Consider the following 15,329-nt stretch of genomic DNA (forward strand, 5'->3'; position numbering starts at 1 on the left):
AGCTCAAGTTCATGGCTTTCCCCCAGCAGATCTGCCATACGTGCAGAGTCATATTCGTTCATCTGACAGCCGTGGGTTTTAATAAATAGCTTTTTCGCCATTGTTCACCTGTATCTTGCGTGGATCAATAGGGCTACAAATGCCCATGTTTCAAAGGACCGGGCATTATACTTAAGCGGCCAGATAATGAACAGTTAAGAAAAGCGTCATGGCAGTGTTATTTCAAGGTTTGGGCGATATTAAGTGGTATGGTTTGTAGGGGGATTTGTTCTGCTTAGGCGGCTATTTTGCTTGTGTTTGTTGGTAACTGAGCTTTTTGCCTCTTTTGAGCAGAAATTATCCATGAAGCATTAGATAAGCCTTGCTCGTTTGTATGTCGCTAGTAAAATTACCGGTTGTAATTCGCCTACAAAGAGAACGTTCGATGTTAAAGCTAAATTCCCTTGGTAAGAGTAACCTTCGTGGCGATATTTTAGGTGGTGTAACTGCTGCTGTTGTCTCTCTACCTCTAGCTTTAACTTTTGGTGTGGCTTCAGGAGCTGGTGCGGAAGCAGGACTGTATGGGGCTATTCTTATTGGCCTATTTGCTTCGCTGTTTGGCGGTACTTCCACTCTGATCTCTGAACCAACTGGCCCGATGACGGTTGTTATGACCGCGGTGATCAGTACTTTGATCGCTGCGAACCCTGAAAAGGGCCTTGCGATGGCATTCACTGTCGTCATGATGGCGGGCTGTTTTCAGATCGTATTCGGTTTTTTAAGGCTCGGAAAGTACATCACATTGATGCCCTATTCCGTCGTTTCGGGTTTTATGTCAGGGATAGGCGTTATTCTTATTTTGATGCAACTCGCGCCAGCGTTGGGTCAAAGTGCCCCAGCAGGTGGAGTTGTAGGTACTTTGACTCACCTGCCAGAATTGATTACGAATATCCAATGGGGTGAGTTCCTGCTGTTTGTTGTTACTCTGCAATTGCTCTTCTCCACACCTAAGAAGCTGAAAAAATATCTCCCCCCTCAACTGATAGCTTTAGTTATGGTGAGTTTGCTATCCGTTATCGTTTTTGATTTCGAGCAGATCCAGCGAATTGGCGAAATAGATGCTTCGTTGCCTTCTTTGGTTATACCGCATTTCACCCATGCTGAATTAAGCATCATGTTGGTAGAGGCAATGGTTCTGGGGATGCTGGGTTGTATTGATTCTATGCTGACATCGGTCATTGCAGATAACTTGACCCGTTCAGAGCACAATTCGAACAAAGAGTTAGTCGGACAAGGACTGGGTAACATAATGTCCGGTTTGTTTGGAGGGTTGCCGGGAGCGGGTGCAACAATGGGCACCGTTGTGAATATCCAGTCAGGGGGGCGGACCGCACTTTCCGGTGTGATTCGTGTGCTTGTCCTGGCTATAGCCGTATTCGGGGCCGCCTCTTTAATAGAAAACATACCTTTGGCAGTGCTTGCCGCAATTGCCGTGAAGGTGGGTATGGATATTCTGGATTGGTCCTTTATCAAACGCGCTCACAAAGTGTCACGTCATAGTACATTGATCATGTATACGGTACTCATATTGACGGTTTTTGTGGACCTCATCGTTGCTGTAGGTATCGGGGTCTTTGTAGCAAATGTCATCATTATTCAGAAACTCTCTATGGTTGAAGCCGAGAAAGTTCGGGCTATGTCGGATGTTGATGATGCCCTTCCATTAGATGATGAGCAGAGAACCCTTTTGAATAAGGCAGATGGCCGGGTACTGCTGTTCTACTTATCAGGCGCTATGATATTTGGCGTTTCAAAGGCTATCGCCCGTGAGCGTCAGGATATAGCGAATCACGAGGCTGTAATTTTTGACTTGAGTGATGTTTCGTTTTTGGACGATACCATGGCGTTGTCTATAGAAAATGTAGTGTTAGAAGCACTAGACCTTGGTAAGCATGTATCAATTATCACAGTTAAAGAAGAATCACGGGAAAAGCTGCTTAAGATGGGCTTGGAATCGCGTTTAGCTCGTGAGAATTTTGTAAGTTCACGCACTGTGGCGTTGCAGAGAGCGGTGAAACATCTGGATGACTCTCAAATCAGTATGTACTCAGGTGCATAAAAACTTAGGTACCTTATTAAATTAAGCTGCTGCATATAGATGCGGTGTCATCAGTACTTATCCTATTAAATGGTTTTTCAAATTTAAGATGGCAAAAAAAGAAGATCGTATTTATCGCGTAATCTTTGTGAATCAGGATCAGGTATTTGAGCTTTATGCTAAGCACGTTTACCAGAGTGATCTGTGGGGCTTTCTGGAGATCGAAGAATTTGTTTTTGGTAATCGTTCTGAACTGGTAATTGATCCAGGCGAAGAGAAGCTAAAGAACCAGTTCGCTGGAGTGAAACGTTCTTACATCCCGAGTCATGCGGTGATTCGTATTGATGAAGTAGAGCATGAAGGTGTGCCGAAAATTACAGAAGCTAAGGGAACAATTGCTGCATTTCCAATGACGCCTGCTCCTAAGAAAAGCTGATGTAAAACAAGGGCTAGCCTTATAAGATCCAGCCCTTGTTTCCTATGTGCTTAGACAACCAGGTCGATCTGTTGTAGGGTGCCGCTATTCCCATCTTCTGTCAGGAATATGCCCGTCGCTCTCACCTTACCACCTAGTTCACTACTGTTCTGACCCGCTTCCAAATCCCAAGCTGTATCCGTATAACCCAGATAGAGTGCTCCAATATTTTTATCGGCGAGGCTAAACATACTGCTGCTGCCATCGGCATGTTGCACCCAGATTCTCAGTTGTTCCCAAATAGAATCATCCTCATCGATAAAGCCATCGTTATCTTCATCGTATTGGGCTAATTCGCGAAAACCGTTGCCGCTGGTGGCGCCAAATAGCTCGCTACCATCGTCTACTTCGCCGTTGCTATTTTTATCCAGAGCGATGTAGCCACTGTTCTCAGAGAGCTTATGGAGTAGTTCCTCTTCTCCGTCGAGATCTATATCGAAGTTATACGTTTGTTCTGTCAGTTCAGCGGCGTTGCCGGAAAAATTGATGACCAATGGATCTTTCAAGGCTGCCCCTGCTCTGATTTGGAAACTGGTGCTTTCCTGTAAGGAGCGGCTCAGATTTAGGTTGAGGTCGATATTGATGGTTTTGCCATCTTTTGTATGGATCTCGCCGCCAGCCTGGAAACTCATCTGTTCATCCGTGCGCTCAATTCGATGGTAGGAGTAGGAAGCGCCAAACTCCAAAGCTGATGATGAGATATTCAGACTGTTGATGTCGGTATGTTCGCCCTGTGGAACGTCACTGTTTTCCTGCGTTGTTCCTTCGCTAGAAAGGGAATCAGCTAGCATGCCGACAGTAAATTTTGTTCCTGTAAGGCTTTCAAAGATCTTTTTCATCAGCTCGATCTTAAAGCGGTCTTCAGGAGTAAGCTCAATCACGCTCTTGCTACCCGTAGAAGATGCTTGATTGAGCAATTGATCAAGACTGTATTTGCCGATATCTTCCCGATTATCAGGCCGTCGTAAGTCGGAGTAGGTATGTTCGCTTTTATCAAGCTCAGTGACCTTCTCTACACGAGTCCGCTTGACATGAATGCCTTCAACAAGGTTGTCTTTGTTGAACGCGTCCCCTGCGCGTACAAAACCCTTGGTTAGTTCTTCGTGAACTTCTGTGTATCGTTGTTTACTCGATGCGCCTTCCAGAGCGATATCTGACGCTGCAATCCTCATAGCATCACCTTAAATATAAAGCTGGTTATTCCATTCGCTTTATATCGGCTGTGTTTGTTTTTTGAACAGGGTGGAAGAGGCTTGTATGAGAAGCTTTCAGGTTAGAAAAGTAAGGTTTTGGAGGGTTTTCCTGGGATTTCACGGGCCAGTTTAGGCAGAAGATAACCGGGAAGTTGTGACTGAAGTTCGGAATGAAGTTGAATCGCCATTTGGTCTGGGATATCAAAGTGGGCCGCGCCTTTGACCGGGTCGAGGGTAAACAGATAGTAGGGCAGAATACCGTGACTGAACAGCGATTCGGAGAGCGCCTTGAGGCTACTTACGTTGTCGTTTATACCTTTAAGTAAGACTGCCTGATTCAGGATAGTAACATGCGCTGCTTTCAAGCGGCTTACGGCATCCTGTATTGAGCTATCAAGTTCCTTGGCATGGTTCGCATGCAGAACCATTACCGTATCAAAACGACAATTGTTAAGGAGTGATACGAATTCATCTGTGATCCGCTGCGGAATAACAACGGGCAGGCGGGTATGAATCCGCAAGCGTTGCAGATGGGGGATCTGTTCTAGATCGCTAATCATTTTCTGTAGGCGTGCATCCGAAGTGGCCAGAGGGTCGCCGCCAGAAAAAATAACCTCATTGATACTGCTATCGGCATTCAGATAATCGAGAATCTTCTGCCATTGTTCTGACCCAAGGCGGTTTTCCTGATAGGGGAAATGTCGTCGGAAACAGTAGCGGCAGTTCACCGCGCAAGCGCCACTCAATATTAACAGGACACGGCCTTTGTATTTGTGGATAAGTCCATCACTGTGATTTGCTGCCATCTCGGCTAGTGGATCGGTGATAAACCCTTCCACTTCCGAATTTTCTACGGCTAAAGGTAGAACCTGGCGGAGTAATGGGTCATCAGGGTTGCCTTTCTCCATCTTCTCCACAAACGGAAGGGGTACTTTCAAAGAAAATAGGGCGTTTCCCTGTTTGGCGCCTTCAAGCAGTGATGAGGGAAGATCTAAGTGTTTGAGTAGTTCCTGGGGATCATCAATTGTATGGCTGAGCAGGTACTGCCAGCTATGCTCTTCCTGAATGGATAACAGATTGGGAAAAGAATTCATGATGATTTTATAAGGAATTGCGGTTGAAAGTTGCTCGCATTTTCCTTTCAAGTAGAATGTCTGTCAATTTTACGGTTGGCGAGCGTTGTCAGTCGAGAAACTATTACAAGAGATACAGAGAACATTATGGGCAACATTTCTACTAACCAGTTCAAAAATGGTCAGAAAGTAATGATCGACGGCGATCCATGCGCAATGGTTGACGTTGAATTTGTAAAACCAGGTAAGGGTCAGGCGTTTACTCGTGTTAAGTTGCGTAACCTGATGTCCGGCCGTATCTGGGAGCGTACCTTCAAGTCGGGTGAGAGCGTTGAACAGGCTGATGTGATGGATACCAGCATGGAATACTCTTACTACGATGGTGAACTGTGGTACTTCATGGATCCAAACACTTTTGAACAGGTTGGTGCGGATGAGAATGCTGTGGCGGAAGCGAAGCCATGGTTGAAAGAACAGGATTCTGTAACTGTAACACTGTTTAACGGAAATCCTATTTCTGTTACACCGCCAAACTTTGTTGAGTTGGAAGTTACTCAGACTGACCCAGGCCTGAAAGGTGATACTGCCCAGGGTGGTTCCAAGCCTGCAACACTGAGCACGGGTGCGGTTGTACGTGTACCTTTGTTTATCAATGAAGGCGAAGTTCTGAAAATTGATACCCGTACTGGCGAATATGTTTCCCGTGCGTAATCGATAATAATTACCCTAAACGGCAGCCTATCTGGCTGCCGTTTTTGTTTGACCCAACTGAAGAATGATAATGGCTGATTGGCAACCTACTGCATCTATCGAAAACCTACGAAAACGCGCTGAACTGTTTGGCTATATCCGTGATTTTTTCAAACAGCGGGATGTCTTGGAGGTGGATACACCAGTGATGTCTCACTGTGCGGTCAGTGACCCTTTTATCGACAGTATTGAGGTGAATTATCAGGCCAGTGTGGGTATGGAAATAGCCCCAATGTACCTGCAGACATCACCTGAGTACGCGATGAAAAGATTGCTTGCAGCAGGTAGTGGCGCGATATACCAGATGGGTAAAGTGTTTCGCAACGGAGAACATGGTGGTCGCCATAATCCGGAATTCACAATGTTAGAGTGGTATCGTCCGGGTATGGATGATGCGGATCTGATGGGTGAAGTTGAGGCGCTGATCAAACCGGTCCTGAAAATTGATGGACAAGTAGAGCGAATCACTTATTCAGACCTGTTTCAGAAATATGTTGGTTTTCGTCCTGAAAATACCGGTCTGGATGATCTGATTTCTGAAACTCGCAAACATATCGATATTGAGCTGGATGATGCTGATCCGGATACCTGGTTAAATCTTCTGATGTCTCATGTGATCGAACCGGAGTTAAAAGCTCTAAAAGCGATCTTTGTGACTGAGTACCCTGCATCGCAGGCGGCCCTATCTAAAGTACGGGAAGGTAAGCAGGGCTTTCCGGTTGCAGCCCGTTTTGAGCTCTTTGTTCGGGGTGTAGAGCTTGCCAACGGTTATCATGAGCTAACCGATGCTGATGAGCAGAAACGTCGCTTAGAAGCAGATCAGGAGCAGCGTAAAAACCTGGATCTGCCACAACGTCCACTGGATATGCGGTTGGTTGAGGCCCTGAAGAAAGGTATTCCTGCTTGTGCTGGGGTGGCATTGGGAGTGGACCGTTTATTGATGTTGTCAGTATCAGCAGATGCGCTGGCGGATGTTATTCCTTTTGATTTGACTAAGGCGTGACGGAAGGTTTCGTTAGCTGAATTGCTCAATCAGTAGTTTGGCTGATAACAATAACGTCATGCTGACAATTAACGGTTTAATAAGCCGGCTGCCTTTGTTGATAACCAGTGCTGCACCTAACCGTCCGCCGATCAGTTGACCAGTTGCCATTATCAGACCAGCTATCCATACGATGTGCCCTCCAATGGCAAAAAAGATCAGGGATGCGATATTTGAAGTGAAGTTAAGTACCTTGGTGTGGGCGGTGGCTTTGATTATGCTATATCCCGCTAGGGCTACATAAGCCAGGGTAAAGAATGTTCCAGTGCCTGGTCCGAAAAATCCATCATAAAAACCGATGCTGGTGCCAATCAGAAAACCAAAGGTTGTAGCTTTAATACGAGCATGTGTGTCTTCATCGCTGATCTGTGGCGAAAATAGGAAATAGATCGCAATAGAGATCAGCAACAGGGGCATTAGTATAGCCAGAAAACTACTGTCCAGTTGCTGTATTAGCAGGGTGCCACATACCGAACCTATAAAAGTGCAGAGGATGGTAAGTCGCATCTGCTTAAGATCGACAATCTTTTTCCTGACAAAGTAGCGAGCCGCGGAAAAAGTACCAAAGCTACCCTGTAGTTTATTGGTAGCGAGTGCTTCTACAGGGTTGAGGCCGCAAGCGAGCAGTACCGGAAGTGCAATCAAACCACCGCCTCCTGCAATAGCGTCAATAAATCCGGCCACAAGCCCGGTGAGTAAAAGTAGCAGTAGAATTGAAAACTCAAATTCCATACTTTATCTGTTTATCTGCACGAGATAGTTTGGGCCGGCTTATTACATGACCGTTAGGCCGGTAACTCGTTTGCCAGGGCTCTCTTAATTCTGCGAACCGCTTCTTCTAGGGTTTCCCGGGTACAACCGAAATTAAGGCGCATATAGTTACCATCACCAAAGTCTCTGCCTGGAGACATACCCACTCCGGCTTGCTCAAAGAAATGAGCTGGGTTGCTAAGTTTGGCGCCAGAAACATCGATCCAAGCCAGATAAGTGGCTTCGATTGGAAGCAGTTTTAGACCGGGGATCTTGTTGATCTCCTTGATCAGATAATCGCGGTTTTCGCGTAGGTAGTTCAGCTGCTTTTTATTCCACTCATCACCGTCTTTATAGGCGGCTATGGCAGCGGTGTAACCGAGCAGATTCACATCTGGCACTATGCCTTTTCGAACATTAATAAACTGCTTACGAAGTTGTAGGTCGCTGATAATGGCGAATGAGCAGCCAAGTCCAGCGATGTTGTATGTCTTGCTCGGAGCCATCAGAGTGATAGTGCGTTTTGAGATTTCTTCACCTATTGATGCAACCGGGATATGTTTCAGGCTCTCTTCTAAAATAAGATCGCAGTGAATTTCATCTGAGCAGATATATAGGTCATGTCGGATGATAATTTCTGCCAGTTGTTCTAATTCCGCTTGGCTATAAACAGATCCGCCCGGATTGTGCGGATTACAGAACAGCAGCAATTTAGTCTGTTCTGAAATGCTTTGCTCCAGCGCCTCAAAATCCAGAATGAAATGGCCGTTACTCTCTTTTAGCGACACTGTGGCGACAGTTCTGTCAGATAAGCGGGGTGAGGACATAAAGGGAGGGTAGATGGGCTTTGGCGACAGAACTTGATCACCGCTGCCCCCAACCGCTCTGCAGGCTAGGTTCAAACCGCAGACCAGCCCAGGTAGCCAGATAATCCAGTCTTTCTCTATCTGCCAGTTGTAGAGTTCTTGCATGCGCTGAATAACCAGTTCATTCAGCTCGTTAGGTACATTGGTATAGCCAAAAACCCCGTGATCGATACGCTGATGCAAGGCATCCATAACGCAGGGGGGGGACATAAAATCAGTGTCGGCAACCCACATAGGCAGGATGTCGCTATTACCGTACTTTTCCCATTTCTGGCTGGCTGTTCCCTTGCGGTCTATCGGCTTATCAAACTCTAAATTCATTGTTATTTTTCTTTGGCTGATTAGGTTGCAAAACACGGTCTCGGCGCTATAGTGTGTGGTCACTGGATAACCGCGCAAATCCCCATGGCATATGGTCATGATGAGGATATTACAGCCTGACATTTGTTTGAACAGTTTTGATAAATGATCACTGGATTAAAACTGAACTTCAGGTCTTGCCAAGCGTCTTTTATCGGACAGTATAGATCTTTCTTACCGCCTATTAGGTCCGTTTTTTTGTAAAGCAATTTATATACAGCGATAATATACAAATTAGTTCGTTGTATTTTTTGGAGCTCGAGTTATGAGTAACGACAATCGTGTAATTATTTTCGATACAACCCTGCGAGATGGTGAGCAGAGTCCTGGTGCATCAATGACCCGGGATGAAAAGCTGCGTATCGCCAAACAGCTCGAAAAGATGCGGGTAGATGTTATCGAAGCGGGATTCGCTATTGCCAGCCCGGGTGATTTTGAATCGGTAAAAACGATTGCGGAAGCGGTAACGGAAAGTCGCGTATGTTCACTATCACGTGCACTTGACGCGGATATCGATCGTGCGGGTGAAGCATTGCAGAATGCTGCGATGGGCCGAATCCATACCTTCATTGCAACATCTCCGATCCATATGAAATATAAGTTGCAGATGGAACCTGATCAGGTTGTTGAACAGGCGGTTAAAGCGGTAACGCGTGCCCGTAATCTGATTGACGATGTTGAGTTTTCATTGGAAGACGCCAGCCGTTCTGAGCTGGACTTTATGTGCCGTATTATTGAAAAAGTAATTGATGCTGGCGCACGTACCATCAATATTCCTGACACTGTTGGTTACGCTGTTCCTGGTGAGTTTGCGAACACTATTGGTCAGCTGATTCAGCGCATCCCGAATGCGGATAAAGCGATCTTCTCTGTACATTGCCACAATGATCTGGGTCTTGCTGTTGCTAACTCATTGGCAGCAGTTGGCGCTGGTGCGCGTCAGGTAGAGTGTACGATCAACGGTCTGGGTGAGCGTGCGGGTAACGCTTCACTGGAAGAGATCGTAATGGCGATCCGTACTCGTAAAGATACGTTGGGCGTTGAAACGGGTATTGATACAACACAGATTGTTCCAGCGTCTCGTCTGGTCTCTAGTGTTACAGGCTTCCCGGTTCAGCCAAACAAAGCGATTGTGGGAGCAAATGCTTTCGCTCACGAGTCGGGTATCCATCAGGATGGTGTCCTTAAACATCGTGAAACATACGAAATCATGACCGCTCAGGATGTGGGCTGGAATACAAACCGTATGGTGTTGGGTAAACACTCTGGTCGTGCTGCATTCCGTAGCCGTCTTGAAGAGTTGGGTACGACTTTTGCGACTGATGCAGAACTGAATAATGCCTTCTCTCGTTTCAAGGACTTGGCTGATAAAAAGCATGAGATCTTTGATGAAGATCTGGTTGCGCTGGTCAGCGATACCCGTGCAGCGGCGAACAGTGAGAAATTTAAACTCAGCAGCCTTTCAGTAACATCTCAGACAGGTGAAACCCCTGTTTCGAAGATCGTTGTTCAGGTTGGCGATGAAGAGAAAGAGGCTGAGGCAACGGGTGGTGGCCCAGTTGATGCTACTTTTAAAGCGATTGAAGCCATTGTCGAATCTGGTGCTAGCCTGCAGATTTACTCTGTAAATGCGGTTACTGAAGGTACGGATTCCCAGGGTGAGGTAACGGTACGTCTGGAAAGTGGTGGTCGTATCGTGAACGGCTTGGGTGCTGATACCGATATTATTATCGCTTCTGCTAAAGCTTACATTCATGCGCTTAATATGCTGGATGCGAATGTGCAGAAAGCGCATCCGCAAGTATAAGGGTAGCTTCAGCCGGTGACGGACCAGGAGCTGCTTCGCCATCAGTATCTTGATGCGCTGGGAATTTCCAGCTGGCTGCCCTGTGCGCAGCTGCCGGGTGCCCAAGCTTCGCCGGAGTGGGTTAATGATTTCCAGTATCCTGCTCCGGAAATACCTTTTGAAACTGATCGTAATGCTCAAACGGGTAGTGTAAATAGCGCTAGAGCAGCGTTGGGTCAGCCCCGTGCTCCGCTTAGTCAGAAATCATCAGTCGAATCAGCCCAGCAGGGCGTTTCACAAGCACGTGCTGCATTGGGGTTATTGGCTGATAGTGAAGTCGCACCTGAAGCGAAGCCTGTAACTTCTTCAGTTGCATCAACCGATCAGAAATCGGCATTAGCTTCTTCAGAAAACGAGCAAGAGGTCGCGGGATCTGATCTGTCTTCATCTGAAGCAGTCGACTCAACTCCGCCAACCTTTAAACTGGCTTTTCAGCGTATAGGTTCCATTCTAGTTGTTGATAGCTTGCCATTGCAGGGTAGTAGCTTTGCGACGAACTATCAGCAGTTAGCTCATGCAATTAGTTCCAGTTTAGGCGTTCAGGGAGAGGTGGTAGAGCCCTTTATGCTACCTTGGCCGATGTTTGCCAGTAAGACTCTGGATCAGGGGCGTGATCAGGCAACGATTGCTGTTCAGCATAAACTATCGAAAGAGCTGCAGACTGCAGACATCAAGGCTGTGTTGCTATTTGGTGAAGCAGCTGCACAGATGGTGATGGAGCGGGATGAGGCTTTAGAACAGCTGTCCGGGGTCCTCTTTACTGTCAAATATGGAGTTAAAGCGATAGCCAGTTACAGTCTCACTGAAGCGATGCAACTGCCAGGAATTAAGCGGCAAATCTGGCAGGATCTTCAGCCGCTGTTGCAGTATCTGAAACAGGGTTTATGAGTTCATTCCATCTGTTAGCGGAAAACGATCTTACGAGACTTTTAGAGATTGAATCCCGCTGTTTTTCCAGTCCTCTATCAGAGAGCCAATTTAGGCAGATATTACTTAACTCTCGTGGATTCAACTTTGGAGTTCTCGTGGATGAGTTGGCAGGTTTTGCACTTTTTTCTACAGTGTTGGATGAGGCTGAATTGCTTCAGGTCGCTGTTGATCCTGACTATCAACGACGAGGCCTATCATATGCGCTTCTGCAGGAAGCTTTAGCTCAGTTGAGTGCTGCCGGAATATCCAAAGTCATGTTGGAAGTGCGTGAATCAAATGCGGCGGCGATCGCTCTCTACGTAAAATTAGGCTTCACAGAAGATGGAAGAAGAAAGGATTATTATCCTGCCTTAATCAAGGGAGCAGAACGGGAGGATGCGGTTTTGCTTAGCTGTGAGCTTCAGGGAGAGAAGACTTCGTAGCGGTTACGACCATTCTCTTTGGCTTTATACAAGGCTTGATCCGCTTGCTGTAATAAAGCGTTAGGGGTGATTGGGTTGAAATAAGTCGAGCTGATACCGATGCTGGCGGTTACATGGTCAGCAACGTTGGAGTATTCATGAGGTAGCTTATTTTCAGCCAGCATTTTTATGATGTTTTCAGCAACTTTCTTGGCGCCATCATATGATGTGTCAGGCAGAATAATTGCGAACTCCTCACCACCGTAACGCGCAATAATATCGTGTGATCGGCTCAAACTTCCTTTTAATATCTTAGCTACAGATTTTAGGCACTCATCTCCTTGTTGATGTCCGTAGTTGTCGTTGTAGGGTTTGAAAAAGTCGATATCCAGCATTATGGCTGAGAGGGTTTCGGCATCCCTATGACTGCGTTTCCACTCCTTGAGAAGTTGTACTTCGAGATCGCGGCGGTTAGATAGTTTTGTTAGTGGGTCCTGTGAGCTTAGTTTTTCGAGGCGAGTGTTGGCGTCATCCAGCTCCTTTTTCATGTTGGCGATACGTTCCATCGCTCTGATTTTTGCTCTTAGAATTATCGGGCTGACAGGTTTTGGCAGGTAATCATCACCACCGGCATTTATGCCTTTTTCATAATGCTGTTCATCGCTTGCCGCGGAGAGAAAAATGATTGGGAACCAGTGTTTTGAGTAGAGTTCACGGATAGCCTGAGTTAGTTCAAAGCCATTGCGGCCAGGCATCTCAACATCCATCAGGATTAGGTCAATATCGCCTTGCTCTAGTGCTTCTAAGGCTTCGAGGTCATTGCTCGCAGTAACAGCAGAGTGGTCTGCATCCTGAATGACTGCACTTACAATTTCTCTGATGAAACGATCATCATCAACCACAAGTATATTCATTAAAGCTCCAACAGAGTTGCATCACATCCATGTATCCCCTGACATGTGTCAAGAAGTGAGCATCCACCCTTTAATCATATGCGTACTACATTAATGTTCAATGTAAAATGTCCTGGTTAACCAAAAAATTTTAGCGATTATGAGCTTTTCTGAAGGTTTACTACAAAATTCATGGGTGTGGGGCAGTGCTGTGGTGTATATGGTTGCTCTGCTGTATGCGTTCAGAAATGCGCCATGGAAAGCGTTATCGAATAACCGAACTCTACAGCATGTATTGTTTGGTGCGACTGCATTGTTGATGATGCTCTGGTCGATGCGTGCAGGTATCTCTCCAGGCCTGGGTATTCATTTTCTTGGCCTTACTGTAATGACTCTGGTTTTTGGTTGGGACCTAGCCATATTGGCCTCTACGATTGCTTTGGTGGGGATGGCTATTATTGGTAAAGAAAGCTGGGATGGCTTATTTGTTAATGGTGTTTGCTCTGTCTTAATGCCTGTTGCTACGACCTATATGATCTATAGGTATGTAGAAACGAAGATGTTAAAGAACTTCTTTGTGTTTCTGCTTGTCTGTGGTTTTATCGGTGGAGGGATCTCAACGGCTGTTGCGGGTTTGTCTACGAGCGCGGTGCTGGTGCTGGATGGCGTTTATGATCTGCAGAAAATCTACCACGAGTACATCCGTTATCTGCCATTGATCATGTTCCCGGAAGGCTTGCTCAACGGTATCTTCCTCACCGGGATGTTGGTGTTTCATCCAGATTGGGTGCGAACTTTTGATGCAAAGGCCTATATTGATGAGCAATAGCCTTTCCTAAGGGATCATTGCTTAACAGGTCTTTTTGCAAGCTTTCTCTGCAAGGTTCGCCTATGCATACCTAAAGCTCGTGCGGTTGCAGAAATATTACCCTCATTCTCTTTTAGCACTTTCTGAATATGTTCCCATTCCAACCGGTTCACTGACATAGGATTATCAGTGACTTCCACTTCGGCATCGGCTTCCACTTTGTTCAGCGCTGCCAAGATTTGGTCAGCATCAGCGGGCTTAGGAAGATATTGGGTTGCACCCAGTTTGATCGCTTCAACCGCTGTTGCAATGCTGGCATAGCCCGTGAGCATCAGGATCTTCATCTCCGGGTTTGCTGAGCGCAGAGTAGGGATCAGGCTTAGTCCGGAATTACCTTCCATCTTAAGGTCAACCGTAGCCATATCGGGCAGCCAGGTTAGTAAAGTTTTTTCTGCCTCTTCGGCGCTACGGGCAACTTGCACTTCGAATTCGCGGCGGGTCATCGCTCTGGAAAGTACTCGGGTGAAAGCTGGGTCATCGTCAACGATAAGAAAACGTGTGGCCATTATTTGGCTCTCCTTGGCAGTGTAACCTCAGTCAATGTTCCACCTTCTGGATGATTGTACAACCGAACATCTCCATCGTATCTGGCGAGTGTTGTTGCTGTTAGGAACAAGCCAATACCTAGCCCTTTGCCTTTGGTTGTGACGAAGGGTTTGCCAAGGTTGTCGCTCTGTTCCAGGCTGATGCCTGGTCCCTGATCATGAATGCGAAAGTAAACTTGTTGCTGATCCCAGTCCAGTTCGATCTCTAGGCCTTCAGGGTTTGCATCAGCAGCATTGTTCAAAAGATTTAATAACGACTGGCGCAGTGATGTTGAGCAATTGAGCTCTGGAGCATCACCAGTTGCCGCAATATTTATACTGCGGGTGACTTCTGGCCGTTGCACCATAAGCTGATCAATGGTTTCGGAAACAATCTGCGTGACAGGTAGCCACTGGGTAGTGGATTGTTCCTGTTTTACGCTTTGTGCCATCTGTTGCAAACGCTCAGCACAGATCTCTGTTTGTTGGCGAAGTAGCTGCAGATCTTCTTGCAGTACTGGATCGTTTGCATGTTCGTGCTCCAGTTCCTTGAGCAGAACCTGCATAGTGCTTAGGGGTGTTCCGAGCTCGTGTGCTGTGCCAGCGGCCATCGTTGCTAGAGAGAGGAGTTGCTGGTCCTGTATCCGTTTTTCACGTTCCTCTTCTAGTTTGTCCTGTTGAGCCTGCATTGAGTGGCGCATACGGAGAATGAAGTAGGTAACCACTAGCACCGTCAGCAGGAAGTTTATCCACATGCCAATGATATGGATATCAAACAGTTCCATGATCCTATGCTGGTGGCTATTTTTCATCTGGATCAGGGGTTCATAGTAGAAAAGCAGTGAGCTATAGATAGTCACTACCATCGCAGATACCAGCCAGACATAAGGTTTTGATAGGGTGGCTGAAGCGATAATTAATGGAACTAAAAGCAGAAAAATAAATGGATTAGTGGCTCCGCCCATATGGAAAAGTAAGGCACCATAGAGGGACATATCTGCAATCAGTTGGGTAAAAAACTCCGGCTCAGTAACCGGCCAGGGAGAAAACAGTCGAGCATAGGTAATCAGGTTTAGCAGGGCTAGCGCGCCCAGAGTTGCTCCTATCAGCACGATATTTAGCTCTGTATGCAGTCCATACAGGGCGAAAATAACAGCAAGGCACTGCCCAAACAGGGTAACTGTCCGTATATAGGAAAGCTGGAGTAGGTTATCGCGATGGTTTGCCATAGCGGGATTATACCCCAGCCTTGCTTTAATCAGGCGAGGCAAAATGTCGCAG

General features: G+C 46.5%; 16 protein-coding genes. 8 read left to right on the forward strand and 8 right to left on the reverse strand.

Annotation, left to right across the window (positions count from 1 at the left end):
- A partial coding sequence (locus tag GY843_RS04020) for a hypothetical protein (RefSeq protein ID WP_297306806.1) occupies positions 1-101 on the reverse strand: 101 nt, incomplete at its 3' end.
- Positions 102-424: 323 nt separating this feature from the next.
- Between GY843_RS04020 and GY843_RS04025 the strand changes: the two genes are divergently transcribed.
- Together GY843_RS04025 and GY843_RS04030 are read left to right on the forward strand one after the other, a co-directional pair.
- Positions 425-2,098, forward strand: a complete 1,674-nt coding sequence (locus tag GY843_RS04025) for a SulP family inorganic anion transporter (protein WP_297306776.1) — start codon at positions 425-427, stop codon at positions 2,096-2,098.
- An 88-nt stretch (positions 2,099-2,186) separates the two neighbouring features.
- On the forward strand, positions 2,187-2,513 hold the full coding sequence (locus GY843_RS04030; RefSeq protein WP_297306778.1) for a DUF1820 family protein: 327 nt from the start codon (positions 2,187-2,189) through the stop codon (positions 2,511-2,513).
- 50 nt (positions 2,514-2,563) lie between these two features.
- Here the strand turns inward: GY843_RS04030 and GY843_RS04035 are convergent, their stop codons facing one another.
- Together GY843_RS04035 and epmB are read right to left on the reverse strand one after the other, a co-directional pair.
- Positions 2,564-3,724, reverse strand: coding sequence for a hypothetical protein (locus GY843_RS04035; RefSeq protein ID WP_297306780.1), 1,161 nt, complete (start codon positions 3,722-3,724; stop codon positions 2,564-2,566).
- Between the two features lie 101 nt (positions 3,725-3,825).
- Positions 3,826-4,839: an EF-P beta-lysylation protein EpmB gene (gene epmB, locus GY843_RS04040; protein ID WP_297306782.1), complete on the reverse strand. Its 1,014-nt coding sequence runs from the start codon at positions 4,837-4,839 to the stop codon at positions 3,826-3,828.
- Between the two features lie 126 nt (positions 4,840-4,965).
- Here epmB and efp point away from each other — a divergent pair, with 126 nt between their 5' ends.
- Together efp and epmA are read left to right on the forward strand one after the other, a co-directional pair.
- Positions 4,966-5,529 carry an elongation factor P gene (gene efp / locus GY843_RS04045; protein WP_297306784.1) on the forward strand — a complete coding sequence of 188 codons (564 nt, stop codon included), beginning with the start codon at positions 4,966-4,968 and terminating at the stop codon, positions 5,527-5,529.
- Positions 5,530-5,599: 70 nt separating this feature from the next.
- Positions 5,600-6,571 (forward strand): EF-P lysine aminoacylase EpmA, encoded by a 972-nt coding sequence (gene epmA, locus GY843_RS04050; protein WP_297306786.1) that lies wholly within the window; start codon positions 5,600-5,602, stop codon positions 6,569-6,571.
- 12 nt (positions 6,572-6,583) lie between these two features.
- Here epmA and GY843_RS04055 read toward each other — a convergent pair whose 3' ends face one another.
- Together GY843_RS04055 and GY843_RS04060 are read right to left on the reverse strand one after the other, a co-directional pair.
- Complete coding sequence (locus tag GY843_RS04055; protein ID WP_297306788.1) at positions 6,584-7,342, reverse strand: TSUP family transporter; 759 nt, start codon at positions 7,340-7,342, stop codon at positions 6,584-6,586.
- Positions 7,343-7,395: 53 nt separating this feature from the next.
- Positions 7,396-8,547, reverse strand: a complete 1,152-nt coding sequence (locus tag GY843_RS04060) for a MalY/PatB family protein (protein WP_297306791.1) — start codon at positions 8,545-8,547, stop codon at positions 7,396-7,398.
- Between the two features lie 304 nt (positions 8,548-8,851).
- Between GY843_RS04060 and GY843_RS04065 the strand changes: the two genes are divergently transcribed.
- The 3 genes from GY843_RS04065 to rimI are packed head-to-tail and all read left to right on the forward strand — an operon-like array spanning position 8,852 to position 11,784.
- On the forward strand, positions 8,852-10,393 hold the full coding sequence (locus tag GY843_RS04065; protein WP_297306793.1) for a 2-isopropylmalate synthase: 1,542 nt from the start codon (positions 8,852-8,854) through the stop codon (positions 10,391-10,393).
- A 15-nt stretch (positions 10,394-10,408) separates the two neighbouring features.
- Positions 10,409-11,320 carry a hypothetical protein gene (locus GY843_RS04070; RefSeq protein WP_297306795.1) on the forward strand — a complete coding sequence of 304 codons (912 nt, stop codon included), beginning with the start codon at positions 10,409-10,411 and terminating at the stop codon, positions 11,318-11,320.
- A complete protein-coding gene (rimI, locus tag GY843_RS04075) occupies positions 11,317-11,784 on the forward strand; it encodes a ribosomal protein S18-alanine N-acetyltransferase (RefSeq protein WP_297306797.1) in 468 nt (155 codons plus the stop codon). The genes GY843_RS04070 and rimI overlap by 4 nt, the downstream gene beginning before the upstream one ends.
- Here the strand turns inward: rimI and GY843_RS04080 are convergent.
- Complete coding sequence (locus tag GY843_RS04080) at positions 11,763-12,677, reverse strand: diguanylate cyclase (protein ID WP_297306800.1); 915 nt, start codon at positions 12,675-12,677, stop codon at positions 11,763-11,765. The two genes, rimI and GY843_RS04080, sit on opposite strands and share 22 nt — an antisense overlap.
- A gap of 139 nt (positions 12,678-12,816) precedes the next feature.
- Here GY843_RS04080 and GY843_RS04085 point away from each other — a divergent pair, with 139 nt between their 5' ends.
- A complete protein-coding gene (locus tag GY843_RS04085; RefSeq protein WP_297306802.1) occupies positions 12,817-13,485 on the forward strand; it encodes an energy-coupling factor ABC transporter permease in 669 nt (222 codons plus the stop codon).
- Between the two features lie 14 nt (positions 13,486-13,499).
- Here GY843_RS04085 and GY843_RS04090 read toward each other — a convergent pair whose 3' ends face one another.
- Positions 13,500-14,030: a response regulator transcription factor gene (locus GY843_RS04090; protein ID WP_297306804.1), complete on the reverse strand. Its 531-nt coding sequence runs from the start codon at positions 14,028-14,030 to the stop codon at positions 13,500-13,502.
- On the reverse strand, positions 14,030-15,329 hold a 1,300-nt coding region (locus GY843_RS04095; protein ID WP_367183793.1), incomplete at its 5' end, for an ATP-binding protein. The genes GY843_RS04095 and GY843_RS04090, both read right to left, overlap by 1 nt.

The organism is Neptuniibacter sp. (assembly GCF_024231755.1).
In the GTDB taxonomy this organism is placed as follows: Bacteria; Pseudomonadota; Gammaproteobacteria; order Pseudomonadales; family Balneatricaceae; genus Neptuniibacter.